Raw genomic sequence first — 24,006 nt, 5'->3', positions numbered from 1 at the left:
GCGGCTAAGGCACGCTCCTTGTAGCGCCGCGTCGGCGGCCTTACGGGTTGTCTGCAGAAGAACAAAGGGCCGCATTGCGCGGCCCTTTTCGTTTGTCCGCCAGCTTTACTCTTCGTCTTCTTTCTTCAGCGTCAGCGCACGCGTGTACAGCGCGTTGCGCGATGCTCCGGTGATGGCCGCCGCCACTTTCGCCGCGCTGCTCACCGTCAACTCCTCCAACAGGATGCCTAGCAACGTGTCGTGATCGTGCTCGCCGGCGGCTTCCGGTTGCGCGCCTTCCACGACCAGCACGAATTCCCCGCGTTGCCGGTTCGGATCGGCGGCGAGCCACGTTGGCCCTTCGGCCAGGGTGCCACAGTGCAGCGCTTCATGTAACTTCGTCAATTCCCGTGCGATGAGCAGCTTGCGTTCGCCGCCGAATGCGTCGGCCAGCGCCTGCAGCGTTTCGACGATCCGGTGCGGCGCTTCGTAGAACACCATCGCGTGAGGATGGGTGGCGAGAGGTTGGAGCGTCGCGGCACGGGCTTTTGCCTTCGGCGGCAGGAAGCCGAGGAACGAGAACGTTGCGACCCAGTCGCCGGCCACGCTCAGCGCGGTCGCGAGCGCGCTCGCGCCGGGCAGGGGGATGACTGGAAAGCCGGCTTCGCGGACCGCGTCGACGAGTTTCGCGCCGGGGTCCGAGATGCCCGGCGTGCCCGCATCGGACACGTAGGCCACGCGTTCGCCCGCTTGCAGATGCTCGATCAGACGCAGTGCCGCAGCCCGCTCGTTGTGCTGATGCACGGCGACGAGCGGCTTTGAGATGCCATAACGCGCGAGCAACTGACCCGTGTTGCGGGTGTCTTCGGCGGCGATGCGATCCACCAGCCCGAGCACATGCAACGCGCGCAGCGTGACGTCGGCGATGTTGCCGATCGGCGTGGCCACCACATACAGCGCGGCAGTCGGGTACTGCTGCCCTTGCGCGAGTTCGGAGAGAGGAGTCATGAGGCAGAAGACACAGACAGACGGAACGAGGCCGCCATTGTGCCACGCAGTGTCAGGCGATCCGCGCGGCGCGCCGGCCGAGAGGGCGGCGGCGCCGAGCCGCGCCTTCACCACGCCGCACAACTTTTCGGGACTCGTCGGGTCCAAACTCGTCGGCGCGGCTTTCGAGTTGCGTGCGCAGGAATTTTTGCAGCGCCAGCGTTTGCGGTTCGTCGCGCGCAATGTGTCGTGCCGCGGCGGCGAGATCGATCTGGTGATGCGCGAACGTGACGGCGCGCTGGTGTTCGTCGAAGTCCGCGCACGTGCGCAGCGGCGCTACGGCGGCGCGGCGGCGAGTGTCGGCTGGCAGAAGAAACAGCGTATCGTGCGCGCCGCGCAGCATTTTCTGGTGACGCATGCCTCCCGCTGGCGCGATCAGCCCGCGTGCCGCTTCGACGTGATTGCGTTCGAAGCCGGCCGTCTCGTGTGGTTGCGCGATGCGTTCCGTGCCGACGAAGTCTGACGCGAGGCGCGGAGAACGCGCGTGAGTGCGATAAACTTGCGCTCGCGTGCAGGCCACGGGGCAACGTCGACAACGCAGCAAGCAACGCAATAAGCGATGGTTTGCGCGCCTGCACTGCGTTGCCGGCCAGGTTCATCGAAGCGGCACGACTTCGCAATACGACTTCACAACACGGCTGCGCAGTGCGGCCCATTCGCGGTAGAAGATAGAGACTCGATGTCAGTCGAACGCATTCAACAACACTTCCGCGACAGCGCGGCAGTCAAACTCGAAGCCCTCGAAACACTGTCGATGCCGATCGCCGCTGCGATCGACACGATGTTCGCCGCGCTGGCCAACGGCAATCGCATTCTCGCGTGTGGCAACGGCGGCTCGGCGGCCGACGCGCAACACTTCGCCGCCGAACTGATGGGCCGCTTCGAGCGCGAGCGGCCCGGCTTGCCGGCAATCGCGTTGACCACGGACACCTCGGTGTTGACCGCCATCGCCAACGACTATTCGTTCGAGCAGATTTTCTCGAAGCAGGTGTGGGCGCTCGGCCAGCCGGGCGACGTGCTGCTGGCAATCACCACGTCCGGCAATTCCGCCAATGTGCTTGCCGCGATCGAGGCCGCGCACGAGCGTGAAATGATCGTGGTCGCGCTGACCGGCAAGGGCGGCGGACGCATGCAGGAAGTATTGAGCGATACCGATATCCACGTGTGCGTACCGTCGGATCGCACCGCGCGTATTCAGGAAGTGCATTTGCTGACCATCCATTGTCTGTGCGACGGCATCGATGCCATGTTGCTGGGCGAAGACTGAGATTGATTCCGAAGGAGAGCTAGTTGATGAGCGTATTCCGCGTCAAGAAGACACTGGTGAGAACCGTGCTGGTGGTTGGGTTCGCGGCGGGGCTGTCCGCAACGTTGCAGGGTTGCTTTCTCGCCGTTGCCGGCGCGGCGGGCGGTAGCGCGCTGGTGGCGACCGACCGGCGCACGCTCGGCGCGCAGACCGAGGATCGCGAGTTGCAGGTGAAGGCGCTCTCGCAGATCAGCCAGAACTTGCCCGACAACGCGCACGTCAACGTGACCGTGTTCAATCGTCGCGTGCTGCTGACCGGTGAAGTGGCGGGGGACGTGTCGAAGCAACGCGCGGAGACCATCGTGCGTGGCCTGAACAACGTCAGCACAATCGTGAACGAACTGACGATCATGCCGGCCAGCTCGTTCTCGTCGCGCACCAATGACACTTACCTCGAGACGCGTGTGAAGACCGCGCTGATCGCCGAGAAGAACATTTCGGCGAACAACTTCAAAGTGGTGGCCGAGCGCGGCTCGGTTTATCTGATGGGCCTCGTCACCATGGACGAAGGTAATCGTGGCGCCGATGTCGCGAGCCGTGTGCCGGGTGTGGTGCAGGTCGTGAAGGTGTTCCAGTACATTCAGCCGGCGGAAGCCGCGGCTGCCGCCGCAGCGGCGGGGACGGCGCCCGTAGCAGCGGCTTCGCAACCGGACGCGAGCGCGCCGACCGTCGGCGCTATTCCTGATTCGTCAGTGAGTTCGCGGCCGCTCGAACAGCAGGCGCCCGCGCCGGTCACCAATTCGAACGCCGTGCATCCAGGTAACCCGAAGGCGACGACGCCATGATGCGCGGTGTTGCTTCGGTGATCAGCGCGCTGATGTTCGGCGCGCTGGCGGGTGCCGTTGCACCGGTTGCGCGTGCCGCCGATGCGCCGCGCGGTCAGCTGGTCGCCAACGCGAATGCTTGTATGGGATGTCATGCGGTGGACCGCAAACTGGTCGGCCCGTCGTTCCAGCAGATCGCCGTGAAGTACAAGGGCGACGCGCAAGCGCCGGCGAAATTGTCGCGCAAGGTGAAGGAAGGCGGCTCTGGCGTGTGGGGCATGATTCCGATGCCCGCGCATCAGTCGATGAGCGATGCCGATATTCGCGCGGTGGTGGATTGGGTGCTTGCGGGTGCGCCTTCCAGGTGATGGGTTGCTGGCGTTTTGCCGGCTCTGGCGGGCTTGGCAAAACGGAAAATGCTTGTGCTAGAATTATTTGCACGTTGGGGGGGTAGCTCAGCTGGGAGAGCGTCGCGTTCGCAATGCGAAGGTCGGGAGTTCGATCCTCCTCCTCTCCACCAATAAAATCAAAGGGTTGCAGGTGATTTTCCTGTAACCCTTTTGTGTTTCTGTAGTCCCTGTAACCGCTGTGTAACCGGATTTGGTCAGCGTAAATCCATCCAGATCTGCGTGATGCTGTAGGCTACCGGCTTCGCGGCAACTGTAGATCATCCACAGCATGAGCGCCGACGCTTTCAAAAAATACAGCCAGTCGCCACAAAAGCGAATCGCGTTTCTTGAGCTGGTCGAGTACTACGTCAATCAGAGTCCGAGGTGGACCCCCGCTGACGGGGCACTGCTGGTTAACGGCCTTATTCCCTCCCCCCAAGGCAGCAGGGACATTCCAGAGTCTGAAGGCGAAGCGCGTCAGCTTGACGATCCCAATCTTCCTGCTACCCATCAGCAGCTACGAGGTGCGAAGCGCGTACTTGAGGATTACTTGGACCATGTCAGGGATGGCGATCTGCCGTCCAGTGATGAGGTGCTGTCTGATGATTTCCTGAAATGGTGTTACGACAGCGATCAAGCGCCTTGGCACGTGCCTAAGCTACCGGAGTTCCTGCGACACCTATATTTTCCAGGCTCGAAGGAGCATCCATTCGCGCCATCGGTTGCGGACGAACTGGCGTCTTTGAAACTCGCAGTCAAAGAGGACGCTGCCAGCCGGATATATAAAACGAGTGGGCCCGGCAAACGCCCAGGACTCTACACGGAGATCCTCCTCGCTCAAGACGAAGCCCGGCAGAAGGGGCTCGATCAAAGCGACCCTGATGTTATCTGGGGCATCTTGGATAGGATGAGCAATGACCCCGGCTCAAAGAGCCCCCGGTTGCGGGGCAGCGATCGAGACGGGATCAAATACGTCTCCGCCGAGGGGCCAAAGACCTATACATACAAAGCACTGAAGAAGTATCTAAGCCGTAAGTAATTGACCCGTTACCCTCCGATATTTCCCGATACTCCCCGCTAGATCGACCAGCAGACCGACAGTCTTTACCTTGCACTCACACTTTGTTGAGCCGCATGGATAGACGCTGCTGAAGCCATGTTCCAGAGCGGCCCCACGAAGTGCATTTCCACCTTCTTGCACTGATCGGAGGCCCTAATGGCAACTGAGCTTGACGGCAACACGTCGTTTCTCGAAAACCACACCGCGTACCCTTGGCAAACCAAGACGTTTGCCGCGCACAACCATATCGAAGAACAAACCGCACGCAAGCGCTACTGCCAAACTGGCAGCTACTTCGGCGTCGTACCCCGGAAGCACGCGAATGGTCGTCTCTTGTGGCCCGCAGTGATCGTTACAAAGCATGGTGTGATGGCAGCGAATGACCACGCTGCCGTTGGCAGGGGTGGTGTCGCATGAACGGCGTGTCAATAGATCCGAATGGCGTGATACCAGAGGTGCTCGGCCAGACATGTCGCTGCTGTGGCAATACCCCTAAAGATGCGGCGATTCCGGGCGGTGTGCTTGATCGGATGGAGTCCCGCCCGCGTCTGCGTCCTGCAGTTAAGAGAGGGGGCGTGTAATGAAGGTTCCACACTATCCCTACGACGCATTGCCCAGCCTGTTGGGTGATGTGTTGCAAGAGCGCTCAAAAACTCCCAAGGACGATGCCATCGGTGCTTCGGTGCTGGAAGCCGTCAGTTCTCTCGTTGCATCGGGGCTGGCGGTGTATGAAAAGCCCGAGGGCGGAACCGCGCCACTTTCGTCGTTTGGAGTCTTGCTGGCGTCTTCGGGCGCCGGCAAGAGCTTCCACTATGCGCCGCTTACCGAGGCTATCACGCGATGGTGCGCCAGGCATGCTGCGCAGACCCCGATGAACCAATACCAGCAACAGGCCGCGCATCGCGTGTGGAAAAAGCAGGTATCACGTATCGAAAAGGTCATCCAGGAATGCTTGGCTAGCGGCGAGGACATCGAAGCCATTGAGGCGTTGCTGGCAAAGGTTCTGTCGCAAGAGCCACTTCCCGTCGTCAACCAGACGCTGCTGCAAGACGATGCATCCATGCAGGCGGTGCTGCGTTCCCTGGAGCATTGGTTCGTTTCAGGCTGGATCGTCGACGAGGGCGCGGTGGCGCTCAATATGCTACGAGCCAAGGACTTTCCTACCCTCGCCAATCTCTCCGGCGGCAAGGTGATCCAGCACAGCCGCGTGGGTGAGCCGCGAAAGGAAATCAAGGGTTTCCTGACAACGCTATTCATGGTCCAGCCCGGGCTCTTCAAGGCGTTTTGCAAGAAGCGCGGCGAGGAGTTGAAGGCGAGCGGCCTTGCTGCACGCTTTCTGTATCACGCCGTGCTGGATGAATGGATCGGGTCGGAAGATGCCGGCCATGCCATTATTGGCCGCGCCCACGAGCAGCATGGCGAGCGAGTGACCGTGATGCTGGACGAACTTCATGCTCGCATCCGTTCCGGCAGGAAGGACCTGTCATCCGTGGCCTTTGGCAGGGCGGCGAAGGCAATACTGCGTGAATTGCAGGAGCGGAACCTTGACCTGATGGCGCGGCCTGGCTTTGCGCATTGTCGCGACTTTCTGGCCAAGCTGGCCGGCCACATTGCCCGCATGGCCGCCAAGAACCACGTGTTCCTCGGGCGAGAAGGGGACGTCTCGGTGGATCTGGTCGAGATGGCGGAGCAGGTCTGCTGGTACCACTTCGAAGCCTACCAGTGGATGCACGACCCGCTGGAGCACGAGCCGCAACGGGTGCGTGACGCGGTAACACTGGCGCAGTGGTTGAATGACCAGGGAGTGCGTCAGTTTGCGTACCACCACGCTAACAAGGTCGCCATGGTCATCGGCATGACGACTACTCGCTTGCGTAACGCGGTTGGGGAGCTATTTAACCAGGGACGTGCACGCATCGTGACGCTGAAAGGGAAGCACTACATCGAGGTACTGCCACCAGCCGATAGGCTGGATAACGTCCTGGGCTACGGCGGCGTGTAGTGCCCTGAAGCGTTATGCCCTGGATGTGTGGACGTTTGCGCATACCGGCGCAGCGCGTCAATCCTCATCCCTTCCATTCATTCCATCGAAAACCTTCCGGTCCTTGCCGTGAGAGCGGCAGGGATGGACTTCTGGTTTTTATTAGGATTATTAACAAATATAACGTATCAACAGGAAAATTAGAAATGAAAGACTTCATTGACGCAGATGACGCTAACGAATGGAGCATGCACGATGCTCCTGACGAAGATCGGTCACTTGATGATCCAACGATGCAAAGCAGTGACGGTATCGATACCCAAGCTGACGTCATCCGTGATGGACGGTTCGACGTGCAGGGGATAATCGAGAATCTTGAACGCAACATGGGCATGGCCTATGGCCTTGACGGCAAGGCCTACCGGATAGGCATCAGCGTCAAGTTGCTCAGTCTTCAGATCGAGTTCATGCAATGCGTCATCGAGACGGATGAACTGCCTTACGAGATCAAACGAAATGCCAACGGCACTGAAGATGTCGTGGCAGGCAAGATGGCAAAGTACTGGGACTTTCTGTCGGCATTCGAGCGCTTGGTCTTCGATGGCTTGGCTTTGTCTCCTGACCTGGCCTTATTTCATCGCATCTACCCCATGCATGTCATCAGCCAGTGCCGTGCTGTGTTCGGGAAGTTGGCTGCCGGATATGTCGCAGATGTATTCAACGACTTTGTGATGGAGTTGAGAGCAGAAGGCAAGCGCATCGGCATCAAGCGTCTGATGCAGAACTGGCAGCGTAATGCCGACGAGAACGCCAAACGGCTGACGGTCTATATCAATGCCTTGCATGATCGCTATGCGCGCCTGATGGTGATCCGCCTTGACCTGATGTATCGCAAGGCTGCGTGCCACGACCTTGCACAGGCGATGCAATGGGATGAACTGCTTCAAGGTCGCAATTTCCGCGAGCGTGCAGCGATGTCCCTAGGAGAGCCCATTGATGATGACGGCGACGATCTGCCGCGTGTTGACATCTTCACCGTGACGGAGGATTGGCGGCACTTCAAGGACAACATGCGCGGCAAGCCATCACTGTTCCGGCACATGGTGGGTTATGTGTGTTCGATCGAGTTCTCCAGCACGGGCGGCCATCACCTTCACGTGGCGCTGATCTTCGACGGCTCACATGTCAAGCAGCACGAGTGGCTGGGCGACCTGATCGGGCAATATTGGGTAGAGGTGACGGGCGGGCGCGGTTACCACCACAACTGCAATCGAGGCACCTACAAGTACCCTGGCACAGGTCTGATCGACCATCACGATGCTGAGAAGCGCGAGAACCTCATGCGCACACTGATGTATTTGGCAAAAAAAGATCAGTTCGTGCGTGTGAAGGCTTCTCCGAAAAGCAAGACTTTCATGACGGGTCATTTGCCAGAACCGCCCGTGGGGCGAACAGGTCGGCCACGTACAAAGGGATTGCCCGAGCTGCCGGATGACGTTTTTCCTAGCGACGATGACGACGTTAAGGTCGAGGCTGCGTAGGGGGTGTGCCGCATCCAAAATGGTTCGCTAGCCCGGGAACCATTTTGGATATGTGTTTTTATGCAAAAAATTGGAAAAACGTTGATGGAAGCCAACGCAGAAATCAAGTGTGTCATTGATGAACTGGCGCTGTTCAACGCCCTTGATGCGTTGCAGCCCAGCCGGCAAGAGGCACGAAAGCGCGCCTTCAAGAAGGCTTATCCTCGTATCCTGAGTAAGCTGACGGAGGGCATCAAAGAAAGCGACATCATCAAGACACTGTCAGAGCAGGGCGTCCTGCGATCACGCAACACGTACGTCAAGTGGATGGCGGAAATGCAGGCAAAGGGGGCGGCAAGTGTCAAGGAGCCATCAGCCGTTCGCGATGCTATGCAACGTACAGGTGCAGGGCGTCAGTTCTAGGTCATGTCGTGCGCAGTGGCATGCAGTCGGGCGGCTACGAGGTTCGCTGGGCGACATCAGGCATCGATCCAAGCTCGTGTCTGGTCATGTCAGCCCGAGCGAGGAAACCGGCGGTTTGGGCACTTGGAGACTCTCCTGCTTTCGCGGCGGCGCATAGGCGCGGAGAGGCCGCCGTGTGCCGGTCCTAGTGGGCACGGCTGGCTAGCCGTTCGAGGCGTCGCGGCTTTCGCCCAGCGCGCCATGCCCAATCAGATAAAACTTGCGCTCTAGCCAAAGCTTCTCGAGGTGCTCCCGGTCTTCCGGGATCAACGCCCAAAGGCTGTAGTCAGAGAGCTTCGCGGCAGCGCCGGCGAGTTGGAACGGTGGCGGATACTTGCGGGCGGCAAACGACGCTTCGATACCGAGTTGCCGCGTCGTCGCGTCTTCGGCGAACGAGAACCGGTTGGCGCTCCCCATCGTCTTGATGTAGTCCGACTGCAGCGTCAAATCGACTACCCGTGAATCTTCGCCAAACCCTATAACTGCTGGAAACGATAGGTAGCGCGGCTTGCCTCGATTGCGCGGAGTGCGGAGAAACGTGAAGACGCCCAAGCCGAGCGACGAGGCGACCTCTCCGTCTTGCGTATTCAGATCGGCAGGCAGGAACAGATCAATGATCTCGCTGTCGCCGCGGCGCCTTGGTATCAGATAGAAAACGCGGTCCAAGTCGTTCATCACAGTTTGGTAATCTTCTTGTTGACATCGGACGAATTCAGAAACGCGGCCGATTTCGTGCCTTCCCATTTCAACTGGGTCGGTGTGTCCTTGAAGTTTTTGCCGACGATTGGCGCGGCTACGACGTCAACGTTGAAGACATGTGTGCGCCGCGTATCGGCCTTCGCAATCGTGATCGCATGTTCTTTCGCGCGCAGCCAGCTCAATTCGTGCTTTTTTAGGCTTGCTGCCCGGAAGTTGTTCATTTTCAATTCGACCACGGTCGGCTTCTTGCCTTCTGCGACGTGCCGCGCCCAGGCACTGGCTTCATGTCCGTAATTGCCTACGTAGAACCCTTGCCCTAATTCCCCGCCGCCGAGTTTCGTATCGATCTTGCTCGCCGCTATCTGTTCGATCGATGTCAACGCCCCGCCGTGGTACCACGTACCGTCGATTTCGTAGTTCTTGTTCAACACATCCTCTTTGAGTGTCGCCGCAGCCCCGCCTTATCCAAACACCCCAGCGGATACCCGCCCGACTAGCCGTGAGGCCAAGCGAAACGCCTTTACGTCGTCAAAAAGGTCGTCGGCGTCAGCCGCGCGTAGTCATAAAACGGTTACGACTTTGATTATCGTGACAACGCCAACACCTTCTGCAATGAAGTTGCAGCGGCTTGATAGCTGGCTGGAATCAAACCACCGAAATGCGAGCGATGACGCCGCCTGATTATCGCGGCCTATTTCAGCCGTTTGCTAGCCCAGCGAGGATACCTTCCGTACTTAACGCACGCGCAGGCCCTCGGACCGCGCGGCGCCGCTTTGTAATCACTCACGAGAGGCGAGGGCGAGCGCGATAGCGCCCAAGATGGCCGGGACCGCCACCCAGGCCGCCTTCCCGATCGCCTTTAATATTGCCTTCATCGCCCCTTCGTTTCCCTGTTGCCTGGCATTGTTCGACACGTGTGGCTTCTCGATCCCACGGACGAACCCAAACTTGGCGCGGTCCGGTAGCACCTCGACCATGTGGTCGATCAGTTCAGTGAGCTGCCAGCGGCGGGTAGCCGACACCGCGCACACCTCGGCGATAGGCATGTTGAACAGGGCGCCGACGTCCGACCGTTTCTGCTCGATATTCTCGAACTGCTCGGGTCCCGGACGATGCTCGTCGCGGATCCAGTCGTCGAGCGGTTCGATCTTGTCGCACTGGTTGACCAGCACTAGGAAGGGCGTGGCGTTGCGCCCGATCTCCGGCTCGACGATTGTCTCGTAATACGCCTTGTCGGCGGCCAGGGCGCGGTCGTCGGCCTTAACCACCCACAGCACGAGGTCCAGTTCCGGCAACACGCTCTTATAGAGCTTGCTGTACTCCTCGTCGCGCTCGGCGCTTTCACCCAAGCCGGGCAGATCGACGAGGAAGACCCCGGAGAAGTCGCCCTGCATTTCCAGCAGCACCTGTTCCGGTTTGCGGGTGCACGCCGATACGTCGCTGACCTCGGCGACGTCGTGGCCGAACAGCGCGTTAAACAGGGCGGACTTGCCCACGCCCGTCTTGCCCAGCACGCCAATCCGCGGCACGTAGCTCAAGGTTTCCTTGATCTTCTCGATGGTGTCCCTGGTGACCTCGACGCCTTGCTTGCGCAGCACGTCGCTGAATATCTTCACAACGTTGGGATCGATGCTCATGGTCTTGCGGTCTCCTGCGGGTGGTTGTTCTTATGGAGCACCAGTGGCTCGGCGGCTTCTACAGCGTCAAGCGTCGAAAGCTTCGATCATGCGGCGCTGGGCGTCGACGATCGCCAGCGTGTTGCCCGTGTGCCAGTCGGCGATCGAGTACGGCAAGTTGAACCAAGGGTAGTGGCTGAACGCGAATCGCGCACGCGCCGGCAGCGGCTGCTACGCCCACGGGTTTTCGAGCAGCACGACATCCTCGTGGAACACGAACACGAACAGGACGGCGGACAGGCGGCTCTTCTTTTTGCCGGCGAGGCGGAATCGACCGTCGTGGCCCATGCGCTTCGGGGTGACCAGCAGCTCCTCGAAGACCGGCGCACCCTTCCAACCGTAGACCCCGTACCACATCCCACCGCTGCACAGACCCTGGTGACCGCGGATGAGCGGGGACGTCTGATGGGCGCTTAGGAACTGCGCGACGGGCGGTGCGCCGAAGTGGGTGAAGTCGGCGACGAGCACGCACGGGCGCTCCGCATTCACCTGCGTCTCGTCGGACTTCACGGAGCAGACCCGGCTGATGACGTTGGCCTGCACGCTATCGCCCGGCTTGGTCGTGTCCGGGCGGCCGGCGGGTGTCAGTTCGGTCATCGCCGTGCGTACCGCCCGGTCACCCTCCGTCCTGGTTGAGCGTTCGATTCCGTGCGGGTGCTCACCATCCGGCGTGTTGGCTGCGGCCATTAAGTCGTCCTGGTCCTCGTCCTGATGCTTCGAGAACACCTCGACCGTCACAGGGCCATCGCCGGCGTCGACCGTGAAATCGGGCGTGGCCGTGTTTTTCCGCGGGACGGGTTTGACCTGAAACCCCGCTTCCAGCAATCCGCCGTACGCGCGGATTTCCGCCAGAGACGACGACGCGTTGCGGTCGTCCTCGAAGTCGTTCAGGCGCGGCGCAAGGTCACGCAGCCAGGCTTCGCCGCCGGCTTCTCGCGCGATCGTAGGGACGGCCAGATGCACGAGGGCGTCGACCGCTCGTGAGTTGCGCAGGGCGAACCAGGTTGGGTGGCGGTAGCCGTTGGCGCGCAGCTGCGCGTTACTTAGGGTGGTGATCTCTTCGGAGGTAAAGAGATCGGACAGGCGCATGACGGAAAGCGGGGTGGTGCTCATTCGACTGATCCTTCAGCGGACGGTGGATGCGCAAGTGATCGATTGTACGGGGACCGCACGACGATTGCTTGACCGTCCGGAGGCGTGAAGGTGTCACTGTTCAGCTAGGACCCAAGCGTCTCTCGAACCGCCGTGGACGATCGATCAAAATGGGCCCGGTGGACACGCTGATGTCGGAAACCCAGTCTCCACCTGCCGCCTGTTACCCTGTCACCGAGGCCGCTCTCGGGCGCAGCCACCAGCGGTTTCTCGAAAGAAAAAGCTTAGCGAACCACACCTTCGCGGTGAAGTACTTCGATAGCGGATCAGAAAATGTTGACAGTCAAGGCTGTACATATATACAGTATTGTGGATAACCGGGATGAGACTCGTGACGACGAGGGCGTGTGAAAGCAGGAATCGCTTGGTACCAGCTTCTATAATGGCCATCGTTCTTCCCTAGCAGGCAGGAGCCGCTGGACCTCCTACGCTCGGGCTTCGAATTTTGAAAAAAATTGACGACCAACTATGGACATCGCTAAAAGTTCTTCGGAACGGCCACCTGTTATGAACAATACGTCCAACGGCAGCTACGAAGGACCGCGCGGTCGCGTGGGCAGAACCAAAGTCGCAATTCTTACGATTATCGATGAGGAATTCGAGGCGGTTCAGACTCTCTTCGACTTGCAACACTACGTTTCTGGACCGGGCACAGCCTACTTCGTCGCTAACCCGTCACCGACCGACGAATTTGACGTCGTTCTCCTTCGTTCAGGCGACAGAACCAATATACCTGCGGCTAAAGCCGTGCAGGATGTGATGGAAGACTTCCGTCCACAGTTGATTGTTCTCGTAGGGGTCGCCGGTGGTCTGTGTGACGATAAAAACAAAGGTCGCGACGGGATTCACGTCGGTGATGTCCTTATTGCAGATTTCGTTAGTTACGTGGAATTCCTGAAGCTCGACGGCGGTCACTTGCGCATGCGCAATTTCGCGATTGATCATCCATCGGTTCCGATTCGAGAAAGTCTGGCGTTTCCGCTTTCAAAGACCTTCAAAATCAAAGACCATCTGGTTGTCCAACCTCCCGCGGACCCGCCGAACGCGCCACTTAAAATTCATATTGGCAACATCGTTTCCGCTGAAAAAGTATTGGGTGATGTCGATAGTCCCGTACAGAAAGACCTGCTCCAGCCATTCGACAAGGCGCTCGCTATCGACATGGAATCGATCGGCGTCGCCAAGGCAGTATGTAGCGGGCGGACATCATCTTGGTATCACCCTCGCTATGTGATCGTGCGCGGAATTTCAGATCTGGTAAGCGCGGAAGAGAACAATGCCGTGCGCACCAAATGGAAAGCCTTTGCAGCACATACGGCGGCGTTGGTTGCGAAGGGCCTCATCACCAAATTTCTGTCATTGTCGAGCTAAATATGTCCTCTCGCGAAGATCGACTTAAAGATTTTTTTGCACGCTCCTCGGAACTCGCGAGCACTTGGGTTATGCCGGAGCCAGTGTTCAAGTTGCGTACAAGGTGGTCATCAGATTACGACAGGCTGTTTGCCGAAGAGGGACATATTGTCGACGATGAACGAGCGATCGTTGACCTCACCATCGAAAAAGGCCGAGCGATTCTTTCTAGCCGTGCGGGAGAAGGGAAAACTTGCATGTTGCGCCGGGTTTTCATAAATGCCCTGCAGCGAGGTATTGCCCCTATTCTGCTCGATCTGAAGCGGTGGAGCCCGGATGACTATCGTGCTTGGGCGGACTGGACTTCGAGAAGCGTCCTGGACGGCGCTGACTTTCTGATCACAAGGTTCTCGGACACCGGCTTCGGAATTCTCGAGTTAGACCACCTGCCACCAACGGTCGAAAAGCTCATTCTCGTTGATGGTCTCAACGAGATAACGACGGCGGTTGGCTCACAGGTGCTGGAGATCGTAGATACGATGGTTCGGAATCAAATGCGCACATCCGTTCTCGTTGCAGACCGTAGCGTACGCCGCGAATTGCCATCGGCGGACCGTTGGAGTATTGGCACAATTCTGCCGATGGAAAGAGATGAATTACTAACCTATCGCGCGGACTTCGAGGAAAAAGGGGCAGCGGTGTTGAAATCACCGTTCTTCCTCAATGCATCTTTGCACGCGGATTCTGCTAGCAAATTCGATGAAACGTCTCGAAGCGCCTACCTTTCTCAAAGGTTGCCCCTTACATCAGATCAAGAGTCAGTCGCCGCTGCAGCCGCATACGCTGCTTATTTCACGAGCAAATCGCGAGTGTTCGATCTGAAGAGCTTTAGTGAAGCGGTAGGGGATGATGTGGTGCAGGCACTTCGCGACTCATCCGATCTAGTCGTATCCGACAGCGGTGAGGCTTATTTTTCACATCACATCGTTCACGACTATTTGTGCTCGCGATATTTGGCAGCACTTCAGACTCGGGAGTGGACCCCCGAGGTATTTTCCGCGATTAGCTTTGATTCGGCTTCGTTCGATGCTATCGCCATGGCCTTCGAGCAATTGAACGGCGATCGTGCCGACGCATTCTTGCGCGCGCTTTACGACTGGAATCTGTATGCCGCAGGGTACGCGTTAGGGCAAATCAGCGCCAATGAGGGATCTGCGAGTATCGAAGTGCGCGCAATGATTTACGCAATGCTGGCCGAGAAGCGGTTCGATCCAGTCGTCGCGACACGACAACGCGCTAGCGACGCATTGATGTTAATGAAATTCGACGATGCGACTCCATTTAAAAAGGCATCGTCATTTGCAGATGCTCAGGAAGCACTTTCTGCGTTTACAGGGACTCGTGGCTGGTTTGGCGATTGGAAGCAACTTTTTCTGACCCGCTCGACCGAACGCATTGCCATAGAGCAGTTGCAAATGCTTAAGGACGCGGACTCCGTGATTGGCTGGACCATGGCCAATGTTGCAAAACGCGCTTTAGTCGACCAAAAAGACGTTGACTCCCTTGGTGAATGGCTGGACACGCCCAATGCCACCGTGCGTTGGCGAGTCGTCCACGTTCTCGGAGCCTACCCGTGCGAAAGAAATATAGCGATTCTTAGGTCTGCGCTGGACGAGGACGGCGACCGAAACGTCAGGTATGGTGCGGTGAGGTCACTTGTTGAACTCGCTGCACGCGCCGATTCGGCGACCAAAACCCACGTCAGCCGCCTCCTAATAGATCGCGTGGAAAAAATTACGGAGCAGCCGCGCATCAAGAAAGAGTTGCAGAACGCGATCGTTCTGGACAGAAGCGTCGTTCCAACGGCGTGGTTGGAGTTCGCTACGGAAATAATCCGAGCCTTTTATGCCCAGACAGACGCGATCGACGAGCGAGACAGTTGGAGGGCAACTCTCGCAGCAGTGGAAACCGAGTGTCTCGCATCGAATGAACAGGTTGTTAGGTCGGGTCGCCTATGACGGATTGGGACAGCAGGTACATGCAACTTGCCAAACACGTTGGCGGGTGGAGCAAGGATAGGAGTCGCAAGGTAGGCTGCGTAATCCTCGGTCCCACGGGTGACGTCTTGGCAATGGGCTTTAACGGATTTCCGCGTGGCCTTGATGATGATAATGACGAGCGCCATGCTAGGCCTGCCAAGTATCTATGGACGGAGCACGCGGAGCGTAACGCAATCTACAATGCTGGCCGCATTGGAGTCAGCCTTGTGGGAGCACGCATGTATCTACCGTGGTTCCCGTGCGTTGACTGCGCGCGGGCTATAGTACAAAGCGGCATCGTCGAACTTGTCGCCTTCCGTCCGGACTTTGAGGACGCCCAGTGGGGTGAAGGTTTTTCCGTCTCCTTAGCACTTCTTCAGGAGGCTGGAACTCTAGTCCGATTCGTCAGCGCGAGTTGAAATTTTGCGTCTGCGGCTATCTAAATGCGAGCCCACAGCCAACAAAAAACGCTCGATTGGCGCTTGTCCTAGCTGAAGGTCTCGGGCTGACAACGTGATCGCGTCTTTCTCTGGTTACACATACTGCAGGACGTCGAAAGGCGCAGGAGGTCGGAATGATCAGCCCCTGCGCCGAAAGAAGACGCCGCCGCCCGTCTGAGTATGCGGCGTAAGCTACGAATGGTTACTGCGACAGCCCGATCGTCACGTACTTGGTATCGATGTCGGCGTAGGTCGGATCGACCATAACGATATGAGAGGACGTGAAGCAATCCGCACGATCATTCGCTATCTGGCGCAGCCGGGACAGGAAATCGATGATCTGCCTTGGCACGGACGCACGTTTGGCACGTCACGACTGGACTGAAAGCAGTCGGAAAGCAAATGCGACTTACATCGTGGCCGCCTTGTCAGATTGAATCGGAACGACGCAAGCCCGGTAATAATCTCCGCTCAGAGGACGATTAGATCGCAGTCGTTGACAACGGCTGGGGATGTCCATAGAGACACAGTTCTGTCTCATTGGATGAAGGCCGCCCCTCTGCAACATTGATTTGGATGGATTGGCGCCGATAGATACCGCTCGAAGGTTGCGCTTCCATACACCTCTGTTGATCAAAATTGAGGCCAACGCGCCAGCTTCGCTTCTCGAACGAGTGGACTAGAAAACTGTGTCTAACCGCACATGGCTGTAAATATTTCCTTGCCGTTTTAATGTCATTCGGCTATTTTTACTGACAGTTCTCTTCAAAAAGACTTATCCGAGGGGCTCTCCCGAACGGCGAGGGTTCGCACTAAGTCCGCCACATGCGCGCCGCATTCTCGATCGCATGTGCGCCTCGCAATTAAAGTATTGTCAGATACGGAAAACAAACATGAGAGCGTTCGTTATCCTTCTGTCGGCCACCGTACTGAGTGCTTGCGAAACGGTCGAGATCCAATACGCGTTACCCGCGCCAGCGGGCGATTTCGCGGCTGTCGAAGCGCAAGCCAACGAGAACTACCAGTATTTCGTGTTGCCGAGGGCTTATATACTTGTGACGCCAATCGCGAAGTCGACGTCGGGCGACGATGTTCATGCCGATAAAGGGGCGCTAAATTCGAAAGGGGCCGGCGCTGCGCAACAGGGCACCAACGCAAGGAAATCGACATCGAAAAACCCAGCCAAGGCGGGCGCAGCGGGAGCGGCGTCAGATAGTCAGGCCAAGGGCGCGGCGCAGCAGAATGCAGGTGGAAGCGGCAAGGCGCCCGGTGGCGCATCGTCCGAGACGGCGTCGAATCTTGGCGTGACTACGGCGATTATCGACGGGAGGATGTGGGAGGCGAAAGTCGTGCTGATGCCCGCCGACGATCGCGCGTTCGCGGTCAAGGGCATCTCACGCTTCTTCATGTCGACGACGTTAGGTGTCACGAAGTACGCGAATTCGGATGTCGTGTCCTCAGTGAGCAGTACAGCCGAAAATCTTGTGCCGAAGCGACTCGGCCAAGTCGCGTCGGTGCTTTCGTCGGTCGTGCAGATCGGCACAATATTCGCCGTCGATAACCAACCGGTGATCGTCACGCCGTTACAGCCCTTCGTCGTGGAAGTGCCGTCGCAACAGCAATCCTCTGGCGTGCTCAACGAGGACTGGACGTATTCGTTCAACTACGATTCACCTACGCCCCCTGAAGGCACTGTGACGTATCGCGATTTCCTGACCCGCTCCGTCGGCCACAAGGTTTCCTATTGGCCGACGCCAGCTTGCCGCTCGGCGACGTTGACAATCGGGCGCGACTCGGATCAGACAAAGTCCGCGTTTCATGTGGTGGTCGCCGATCCGGACGTCTTGCGACTGCAACCTTTGCCGGTTACGGGAAAAGTTGAACTTGGCACAGTCTGTGGCGCATCGGTCACGGGCAGTCAGGATAGCGACGCGTTGCAGTTGGCCTCCGATGATCTTGCGGCGCTCCAGGCAGCGATAAAGACGGTGAAAGATGCAAAGTCGGGCGACAAGGCTGCCCCCGCCGCGGCTGCGTCCGGAAGCGCGGCGACTAAGAAGAAATAAGCTGCAACAGCAGTGGTGCCAGCGAGGGGACCCCGCATGATCAACAAATCTCCAGGCTGGCTTAGGACGAAGGCGTCATACGCGATCGCCACTGCTATTTTCATTTCAGCACTAATACAAGTGGGATGGGCGTCGGCACAAACGCCACCAGCACAGTCGCCTTCCGACAGTATTGTTTTCCGTGCATACGCCGAGCACGGTCTCGATGCTACCGTGCAGTTAGTCAACGGCGTCAAGGCGATCAAGCAATTCTGGCCGACGATCCTCAATGCATCTTTACCGTCCAAAGTCGCTGGTGCGCGATCAACTTGCACAGCGGTACTGATTGGACCAGGCGTGTTTCTGACGGCTGCGCATTGTTTTGACCTCGGTCCCGGATATCCGCTGTTGGATTCTGCTTGGATCGCGATCGGCGACCAGGCGCCTCTCGCGAAATGCACTCTTTCTCCCGAATACGTTTATGCCGTCGAGCATGGAGTTTGGAACTTCGTCAAGCCGCGGGTCAGTGAGGACTATGCGCTATGCGCATTCGACCTGCCCGCGCACCTACCCAGCGCGATGCAGGATCCGCAGTATGACAATATCGACGTCAAGGAAGGACTCACGCAGGGTTCCCCAGTGTTGATGACAGGCTTCGGCTGCTCGGACCGAGCTATCCTGCTGACACCGCAGGCGGGCAACGTACAGCTCGATGGTCTACTGCGTTTGGGTGACGCGTCGATCACGTCGATGCCGGCACTATCGGACAGCGACGCCGAGCAGTTCGTGAAGATCGCGTCCTCACTGGAAAGCGCACCGGCGCTGTGCCGCGGCGATTCAGGCGGTCCGCTGTACACCGGCGCCACCACGACACAGCAAAACGGGACTCGCGTCGTGCGCGGCGTCAATTCCAGCGTCGACGTGCCGCGCGGTGCAACGGCCGTCTCGATCGCTGTGTCGCGAATCACACCGCTCGCGACCCAGCGCTTTCGTACTTTCGTCGCTAGCTGGCTCGCGGATCACAAAACGTCCGTAATCTGCGGTGTTAACGCCCAGTCCGGATTCTCGCCATGTCACGACTAGCTCGCTTCACTAACTTGATACTAACAGCGATCGTCACATCGCTAGCGATCCTCGGTTGCGCGAGCGCGTTCGCGGGCGATGCCACGTCGGATGGACCGAATTTGGTTGTGCGCGCGGACAAGCCGTTCTCAGATGAGGACCTGCGCGAGTTTGCGACATTCGTGGAAGCAAGGAAATTCGAGCCTGCAAATTACCCTGATCTCAAGCTGCTCACGGCGAGGCAGGTCGTGTCTGTGCTATGTGGATCGTTCCGACCTGCATACTGGAAGCAGTTCAAACTAGTCAATGCGGCAATGTCCAAGGTACCGGAACCCGATCAGCCGCTTGGCGATCGGGCATACGTGCTTCGATGGCCCGGATGTCCGTATGTGAAGGAGAATCCCAACGTCCGGTACGTGGTGAAGCCGGGAGACACCGCGTTCGACGTTTACAAGATGCTCACAGGATCGGCGGGGACGTCTTTCGATATCCGCAAATACTTCAAGACTTCCGGCATCGCGGATCTCGCGCAGCTCAAGCCGGGGCAGCAACTGAAGCCTGCGCACATTACGGCGCCGACGCCTGTGAAAGCGACGATGAATGTTGATGCGTTCCGCTCGACGTTCACGAACCTCGCCTATGTGACTGATCCCAAAGACACGTATCGAAAGGTCGTGTCGCAGAACGGAAGCAACACGCCGCTATCCAGTCCCGGTCCGTCAGTCAACGGCAGTGACGACACGGCCCCAGCATCTGATCCAGTGTGGGCCGACGCCATGAAAAGCGCATCCGACGCGGTTGCTTCGGCGCTGAACGGCCCAAAATTCGAAATTGCAGCAGGCCATATCGAATCCGCTGCGACAAACGGTTACGACGAACCCGACGAATGCAAGGGCGCCGCCTCTGCCGGACCAATCTTCGATCCCGCACGAGTGTCTGCTGCTTACCGCGACGCGATGGACGCAGTGAGCAAACTCTCGTTGGACCGTCCGACGACGCGCGTTGCAGTGGCTGACAACGGCTTTTTCGGCGCGCATATGGACGATGCGACGGACAACGTGAAATTCGGCCCGCAATTTCCCGAGCGGCTCTTCGCGGCCTCGGTGCCCGACTACGTCGGAGCGCAGCGAAGCGACGGCCGGATTGGACCCGTGACAGTAGGGGACGCGGGCAAGCGGATCTATCCGATCAACTACACAAACCACCTTACCCAAGTGGACGTCGTCAGCGGGCATGGCACGCATGTCACCGGACTCATCATCGGCGGGCCCGATTTTCAGCCGTATCTGTCAGTGTTTGATAGGGACGCACAAGGCACGTGGATGAAGCTGTGGATTATCAACGTCGGAATGGGTGGCGAAATGCTGATTCCCAATTCGGTGAGCGAACTCAGCAATCAGATGAACATGCTGAGCAACAGCATCGTGAACCTGAGCATCGAATATCCGCCTCTTGGCTCGATCGACGGGTCATACCTGCTGCGCTTCATCGACTCCCCACAGCAGCGCAATCTCTTCATCGTGTCGGCGGGCAACGATGGCAGTCCGGACGTCAGTGGCGTGCCGTTCTTTCCTGCCGTGCTAGGCGGGCGCGCGCAGGCGAACGTGATTTCAGTGGCCGCGAGCCTGCCCGACGGACGAGTCGCGCGCTTCAGTAACCGCGGGCGTGGTAACGTCGACCTCGCGGCACCCGGTTGCGAACTGCCTTCATGGCTTGATGACAGCGGGCAGGTTTCCCGCATTAGCGGCACATCGCAGGCGGCCGCAGTCGTTACCTTCGCTGCGACGCTGGTCAGATCGTTGGGCGATCTCAATCCTATCGAGATCAAGAACCGCCTGATGATCAGCGGCGATCCGCTGCGACACGCAACGGACGCATCTTCACAGTCGGCCGCGAGGGGTACGACATCTGATCCCGCCCCCGAGGAAATTCTCTCGCGCTCGACCCTGAACGTGGCCACGTCGCTCTATGTGTTCGACGACTATGTTCGCTATCGCGACGTGAATGGTCGAGTGCGCGAAGCGCTCGGCGTGATCCAGGGTTTCATTGGCGTCTCGTGCCAGGAGCAGATCCAATCGCGCAACGTCTGGTCGCTTAAGAAGTCGGACGCGGGATTGCTGGTTTTCAAAGGCAAGCTGACGCCACAGCAGATCATCGGCGAACCGTGTATTGCGACGACATCGGGCAACGCGCAACTGCGGATTAAAGTGCGTGCGGACATCGATGATCACGGTGTGCCCGTCCCAGTGAATGCGCCGCGGATGTTGATTGTGCCAATGGCGAATCTCGACGAATACGTGTCCGCATCGAAGGCTTATCGCGCACCGCTTTGAAAACGTATGCTGTTGGAATGAGGAATAGGCTGTGACCAGCGGTAAGCGGTTGGGGGATAGATTCGACGGCAGAGAGCCTTCACCGTACCTGAGCAGCAGCATCCCACCATCTACCAGAATGGCCGGCGGTGGGGGGCATGCTATTCATGCCAACTGCGCGGGCCATAACCGGGTGCCGCGACTTTGGCTCATCGAGCGTAAGAGCGCCCGTCTTGCCGCTGGCGGCGCGATCGACGCCATCACCTGTACGAGCTTATGACGTTGAAGTGGACAGAACCTCCCTGTCGCCCACCGCGCTTTTGCCGACATGCGTTTGGGCCAGGACGCCGCGGTGGTCTGGTTGGCGAAGTTTGGCGTGACATTGAGCTTGGTGCCTGAAGAGAGCCTGCCCGCATCGGGTGCATTGGCCTTTGATCGGCGATCCCGGAATTCCTCTGACGGCCGAGTGTCCGTGAAGAGCTACTACTGCAGATTGAAAGAAAGCTACGATCGGCGGTGGCGAACTGTCGTTGAGCATGGCCGCGGAGGTCGGACAGAATTTCAGATAGACTCAGTCTTTCTCCAAGTACTAACACTTCTCGTCGATCGCATTGCGTGCTATCTGCGCTAAATGCGACTCGAGCCTACGAACTTTAGAAGCATTGAAAGAATGGAAATTGATCGACCTCAGAAAGACATTTTCGACCTTGAACGAGGCAGAGCGATTGATGCTTTCGCCAAGGTGGAGGGCTCGCTATGCTGGGTCATGGTTGAAGCTGGAAAGATCGACCATGAGACTGGGTCCATCATTTTCTACGCAAATATTTCGATGCAGCCGCGAGTGGAGATCGTAACCGCCATCGTTGAAGCAGGATACGCAGATCAGTTCAAGATGTTCTGGGATTCAGTGGTGAAAATGATCGAGTCTCTTACCAAACAACGAAACAAGATCGTACATTGGCATGGCTATCCAGTATCCGAAGGGGCGGCCCCTAGGTACACAGGCGAAGTGTTGATTCATCCAGTAGTGGGACGCGGCAAAAAACTTAGTGAGGTTTCGATTGACGATCTACGTCAATTTTCTGAGAAGGCGACGTATACGGCCAAGGTTTTGAATGCATTCAGTCAGTGTTTTAACGATAGAGCGGGTGAAGCGATTGTTCAACGCGAGATTGCTAGGTTCTCCCAAGCCGAACTCAAATTTCCGCCACCCGCAAAGGATCCGTTCTTTTCCAGTTAAATGAGACAGCCGCCGCCGCGAAAAAAGTCCGGTTCGATGGTGGACGGCGGTGCGGTACTCGAGGCGATTACCGACCGAAGATGCGAGCCGTTCCGCAAAAAAAATGCCGCAGCCGTATGGCCGTGGCATTGTGCTTCGGCTTGGCCGGATTGACTAATACGGAAGGAAGGCCGGAAGGCCACACTGGCTGCGCCATTCGTTCATCTTATCGTCGCTGAGCGGGTCCCTTTCTCCTGCGTCGCTCTGAGAGCCTTTCAGCTTCGCGTCGTGGCAGGCTTGGCCTTGACTGCTGGGCGCCTTACCGGGATCCGTGGCCGGCGTCGTTAATGCTGCCGATGCCGGCTGCCCATTGCCCCTTAATTGACCGTTCGGATTTAAGGCCCATGTAAGAGGGATTGAGATATATATCCTTCCCTCCCGAAACTCTAAGATTCAAGCCGGAGGTGAGATGTCTGAAGCGATGTCGGAATGCCGTGATCTCTATTGGCTCCATGTTCCCCTGACTGCGAGCCGGGGAAACCTGCTCGGCCAGGAGCGGACCCAACTCGTCGTTCTCGGCAAGCGAGCGGAGTTGCACACGCGTGAACCGTTCCCGCAGTCGCACGGTGCGGTGAGTGCGGCAGCCGTTCATCAGTGGCTGCTATTCGAGCCGATGGAAAGGGCTGAGGCGGAAGGCCTGTTCGAAGAATTGCAGGCAAGACTACCAGCGTTGTCCCTGCGTATGCGGGCATCGTTCCGCATCGGCCCATGGACAACGCTGCAAATGTCGCACGGAGAAGTATATAACGGGCCCATGCCGACGCTGATCCCGGCGGATCGGGAACCCAACCCGGTGTGGATGGAGTCATCTATGACGAGCGAGCAGACCGGCTGGCAGGACTGGCTGGACAAGTGCCCGCCGGTCACGGATGAGCGCCTGATCGCCGCACTCAGTCTGTATGTCAGCGCAAGCGATGAATCGCTGCCGCGTTCGCAGTTCCTGACCTACCTCACGATTCTCGACTCACTTGCGGTGCAATGGCCCCGTGACGCGGCGGCAATCGCCTGGGTCGACGAAAAACTGAAGGAGCCGGTCGCTGTCAATGATCAGGCATTGACGAGCGCCCTGACCAACCTGAAGCAGGTTTCGCACGGGTCGGCAGTGCGCGCGCTGGTGAAACGCGCCGCGAATGCGGCGGGTCTTGATCCGTCGGCAGTCAAGGATTGCGTTGCGTCAGCCGGGGACCTGTACAGGGTTCGCTCTGACCTGTCGCACGCAGGCAAGTCGGTGCGACCGGACGTAAGTGCTGCGCGGGAGCTGGCCGCACTCGTTCTTGAGCAGGCGGTCCTAGACCCTTCGCTCCTCATCCTGCCCGTCGCCTGAAACGAACCCAGGCTCCGAGCGTGTCTGTGCGTTTTGCGCTGCCCGGGCGTCCGTGGCCGGCTACGGAGATCCCCCGGGCGTTCAGGTAAAGCTGTCGGGGGCTGCGCGTGTTTCCCATGCGAA

General features: G+C 58.4%; 23 protein-coding genes and 1 tRNA gene. 18 read left to right on the top strand and 6 right to left on the bottom strand.

Features of this window, described 5'->3' with window-relative positions; genetic code table 11:
- Positions 1-105: 105 nt before the first annotated feature.
- Positions 106-987 (bottom strand): 16S rRNA (cytidine(1402)-2'-O)-methyltransferase, encoded by an 882-nt coding sequence (gene rsmI / locus B0G75_RS07250; protein ID WP_106302585.1) that lies wholly within the window; start codon positions 985-987, stop codon positions 106-108.
- Positions 988-1,024: 37 nt separating this feature from the next.
- Between rsmI and B0G75_RS07245 the strand changes: the two genes are divergently transcribed.
- The 10 genes from B0G75_RS07245 to B0G75_RS07200 all read left to right on the top strand — a co-directional run bounded on the left by B0G75_RS07245 (position 1,025) and on the right by B0G75_RS07200 (position 8,469).
- On the top strand, positions 1,025-1,489 hold the full coding sequence (locus tag B0G75_RS07245; RefSeq protein WP_106302583.1) for a YraN family protein: 465 nt from the start codon (positions 1,025-1,027) through the stop codon (positions 1,487-1,489).
- 216 nt (positions 1,490-1,705) lie between these two features.
- Positions 1,706-2,293 (top strand): phosphoheptose isomerase, encoded by a 588-nt coding sequence (locus tag B0G75_RS07240; RefSeq protein ID WP_106302579.1) that lies wholly within the window; start codon positions 1,706-1,708, stop codon positions 2,291-2,293.
- Between the two features lie 26 nt (positions 2,294-2,319).
- A complete protein-coding gene (locus tag B0G75_RS07235; RefSeq protein ID WP_012431475.1) occupies positions 2,320-3,117 on the top strand; it encodes a BON domain-containing protein in 798 nt (265 codons plus the stop codon).
- A complete protein-coding gene (locus tag B0G75_RS07230; protein ID WP_374956876.1) occupies positions 3,114-3,464 on the top strand; it encodes a c-type cytochrome in 351 nt (116 codons plus the stop codon). The genes B0G75_RS07235 and B0G75_RS07230 overlap by 4 nt, the downstream gene beginning before the upstream one ends.
- A gap of 76 nt (positions 3,465-3,540) precedes the next feature.
- A tRNA-Ala gene (locus B0G75_RS07225) sits at positions 3,541-3,616 on the top strand.
- A gap of 158 nt (positions 3,617-3,774) precedes the next feature.
- The gene (locus B0G75_RS07220; RefSeq protein ID WP_106302576.1) at positions 3,775-4,524 is read left to right on the top strand and encodes a hypothetical protein; all 750 of its coding nucleotides are present in this window, start codon (positions 3,775-3,777) and stop codon (positions 4,522-4,524) included.
- A 177-nt stretch (positions 4,525-4,701) separates the two neighbouring features.
- On the top strand, positions 4,702-4,962 hold the full coding sequence (locus B0G75_RS07215) for a hypothetical protein (protein ID WP_106302573.1): 261 nt from the start codon (positions 4,702-4,704) through the stop codon (positions 4,960-4,962).
- A gap of 163 nt (positions 4,963-5,125) precedes the next feature.
- Entirely contained in the window at positions 5,126-6,547 is a 1,422-nt protein-coding gene (locus tag B0G75_RS07210) for a DUF3987 domain-containing protein (RefSeq protein WP_106302570.1), read from the top strand.
- Positions 6,548-6,732: 185 nt separating this feature from the next.
- On the top strand, positions 6,733-8,067 hold the full coding sequence (locus B0G75_RS07205) for an inovirus-type Gp2 protein (protein ID WP_181309195.1): 1,335 nt from the start codon (positions 6,733-6,735) through the stop codon (positions 8,065-8,067).
- A gap of 60 nt (positions 8,068-8,127) precedes the next feature.
- Positions 8,128-8,469 carry a hypothetical protein gene (locus B0G75_RS07200; protein WP_146142483.1) on the top strand — a complete coding sequence of 114 codons (342 nt, stop codon included), beginning with the start codon at positions 8,128-8,130 and terminating at the stop codon, positions 8,467-8,469.
- A gap of 201 nt (positions 8,470-8,670) precedes the next feature.
- On the opposite strand, the gene B0G75_RS07195 is transcribed toward B0G75_RS07200, so the two are convergent.
- The 4 genes from B0G75_RS07195 to B0G75_RS07180 form a co-directional block, all read right to left on the bottom strand.
- Positions 8,671-9,252, bottom strand: a complete 582-nt coding sequence (locus tag B0G75_RS07195) for a hypothetical protein (RefSeq protein WP_146142482.1) — start codon at positions 9,250-9,252, stop codon at positions 8,671-8,673.
- The gene (locus B0G75_RS07190; RefSeq protein ID WP_146142481.1) at positions 9,183-9,635 is read right to left on the bottom strand and encodes a hypothetical protein; all 453 of its coding nucleotides are present in this window, start codon (positions 9,633-9,635) and stop codon (positions 9,183-9,185) included. Before B0G75_RS07190 ends, B0G75_RS07195 begins: the two co-directional genes overlap by 70 nt.
- A 351-nt stretch (positions 9,636-9,986) precedes the next feature.
- Entirely contained in the window at positions 9,987-10,844 is an 858-nt protein-coding gene (locus tag B0G75_RS07185; RefSeq protein ID WP_106302554.1) for a GTPase family protein, read from the bottom strand.
- Between the two features lie 210 nt (positions 10,845-11,054).
- Complete coding sequence (locus B0G75_RS07180; RefSeq protein ID WP_258194242.1) at positions 11,055-11,996, bottom strand: hypothetical protein; 942 nt, start codon at positions 11,994-11,996, stop codon at positions 11,055-11,057.
- Between the two features lie 546 nt (positions 11,997-12,542).
- Between B0G75_RS07180 and B0G75_RS07175 the strand changes: the two genes are divergently transcribed.
- Genes B0G75_RS07175 through B0G75_RS41975 form a run of 3 tightly spaced genes read left to right on the top strand, consistent with a single transcriptional unit; the run spans position 12,543 to position 15,843 of the window.
- The gene (locus B0G75_RS07175; protein ID WP_181309194.1) at positions 12,543-13,406 is read left to right on the top strand and encodes a hypothetical protein; all 864 of its coding nucleotides are present in this window, start codon (positions 12,543-12,545) and stop codon (positions 13,404-13,406) included.
- 2 nt (positions 13,407-13,408) lie between these two features.
- Positions 13,409-15,403 carry a HEAT repeat domain-containing protein gene (locus B0G75_RS07170; protein WP_181309193.1) on the top strand — a complete coding sequence of 665 codons (1,995 nt, stop codon included), beginning with the start codon at positions 13,409-13,411 and terminating at the stop codon, positions 15,401-15,403.
- Positions 15,400-15,843 (top strand): dCMP deaminase family protein, encoded by a 444-nt coding sequence (locus B0G75_RS41975; protein ID WP_106302545.1) that lies wholly within the window; start codon positions 15,400-15,402, stop codon positions 15,841-15,843. The genes B0G75_RS07170 and B0G75_RS41975 overlap by 4 nt, the downstream gene beginning before the upstream one ends.
- A 223-nt stretch (positions 15,844-16,066) precedes the next feature.
- Here the strand turns inward: B0G75_RS41975 and B0G75_RS40545 are convergent, their stop codons facing one another.
- Positions 16,067-16,216 (bottom strand): hypothetical protein, encoded by a 150-nt coding sequence (locus B0G75_RS40545; RefSeq protein WP_181309192.1) that lies wholly within the window; start codon positions 16,214-16,216, stop codon positions 16,067-16,069.
- Between the two features lie 541 nt (positions 16,217-16,757).
- Between B0G75_RS40545 and B0G75_RS07160 the strand changes: the two genes are divergently transcribed.
- The 5 genes from B0G75_RS07160 to B0G75_RS07140 all read left to right on the top strand — a co-directional run bounded on the left by B0G75_RS07160 (position 16,758) and on the right by B0G75_RS07140 (position 23,883).
- Positions 16,758-17,927 carry a hypothetical protein gene (locus tag B0G75_RS07160; RefSeq protein WP_106302542.1) on the top strand — a complete coding sequence of 390 codons (1,170 nt, stop codon included), beginning with the start codon at positions 16,758-16,760 and terminating at the stop codon, positions 17,925-17,927.
- A gap of 36 nt (positions 17,928-17,963) precedes the next feature.
- Entirely contained in the window at positions 17,964-18,989 is a 1,026-nt protein-coding gene (locus tag B0G75_RS07155; RefSeq protein WP_106302539.1) for a serine protease, read from the top strand.
- 293 nt (positions 18,990-19,282) lie between these two features.
- Complete coding sequence (locus tag B0G75_RS07150) at positions 19,283-21,301, top strand: S8 family serine peptidase (protein WP_181309191.1); 2,019 nt, start codon at positions 19,283-19,285, stop codon at positions 21,299-21,301.
- A gap of 649 nt (positions 21,302-21,950) precedes the next feature.
- Positions 21,951-22,520 carry a hypothetical protein gene (locus B0G75_RS07145; RefSeq protein ID WP_106302533.1) on the top strand — a complete coding sequence of 190 codons (570 nt, stop codon included), beginning with the start codon at positions 21,951-21,953 and terminating at the stop codon, positions 22,518-22,520.
- 448 nt (positions 22,521-22,968) lie between these two features.
- Positions 22,969-23,883, top strand: a complete 915-nt coding sequence (locus B0G75_RS07140; RefSeq protein ID WP_106302530.1) for a hypothetical protein — start codon at positions 22,969-22,971, stop codon at positions 23,881-23,883.
- The last annotated feature ends 123 nt before the right edge of the window (positions 23,884-24,006 follow it).

Origin of the sequence: Paraburkholderia sp. BL18I3N2 (assembly GCF_003001875.1) — a bacterium.
GTDB classification, from domain to species: domain Bacteria; phylum Pseudomonadota; class Gammaproteobacteria; order Burkholderiales; family Burkholderiaceae; genus Paraburkholderia; species Paraburkholderia phytofirmans.
This window is presented reverse-complemented; position numbering and strand designations above follow the sequence as displayed.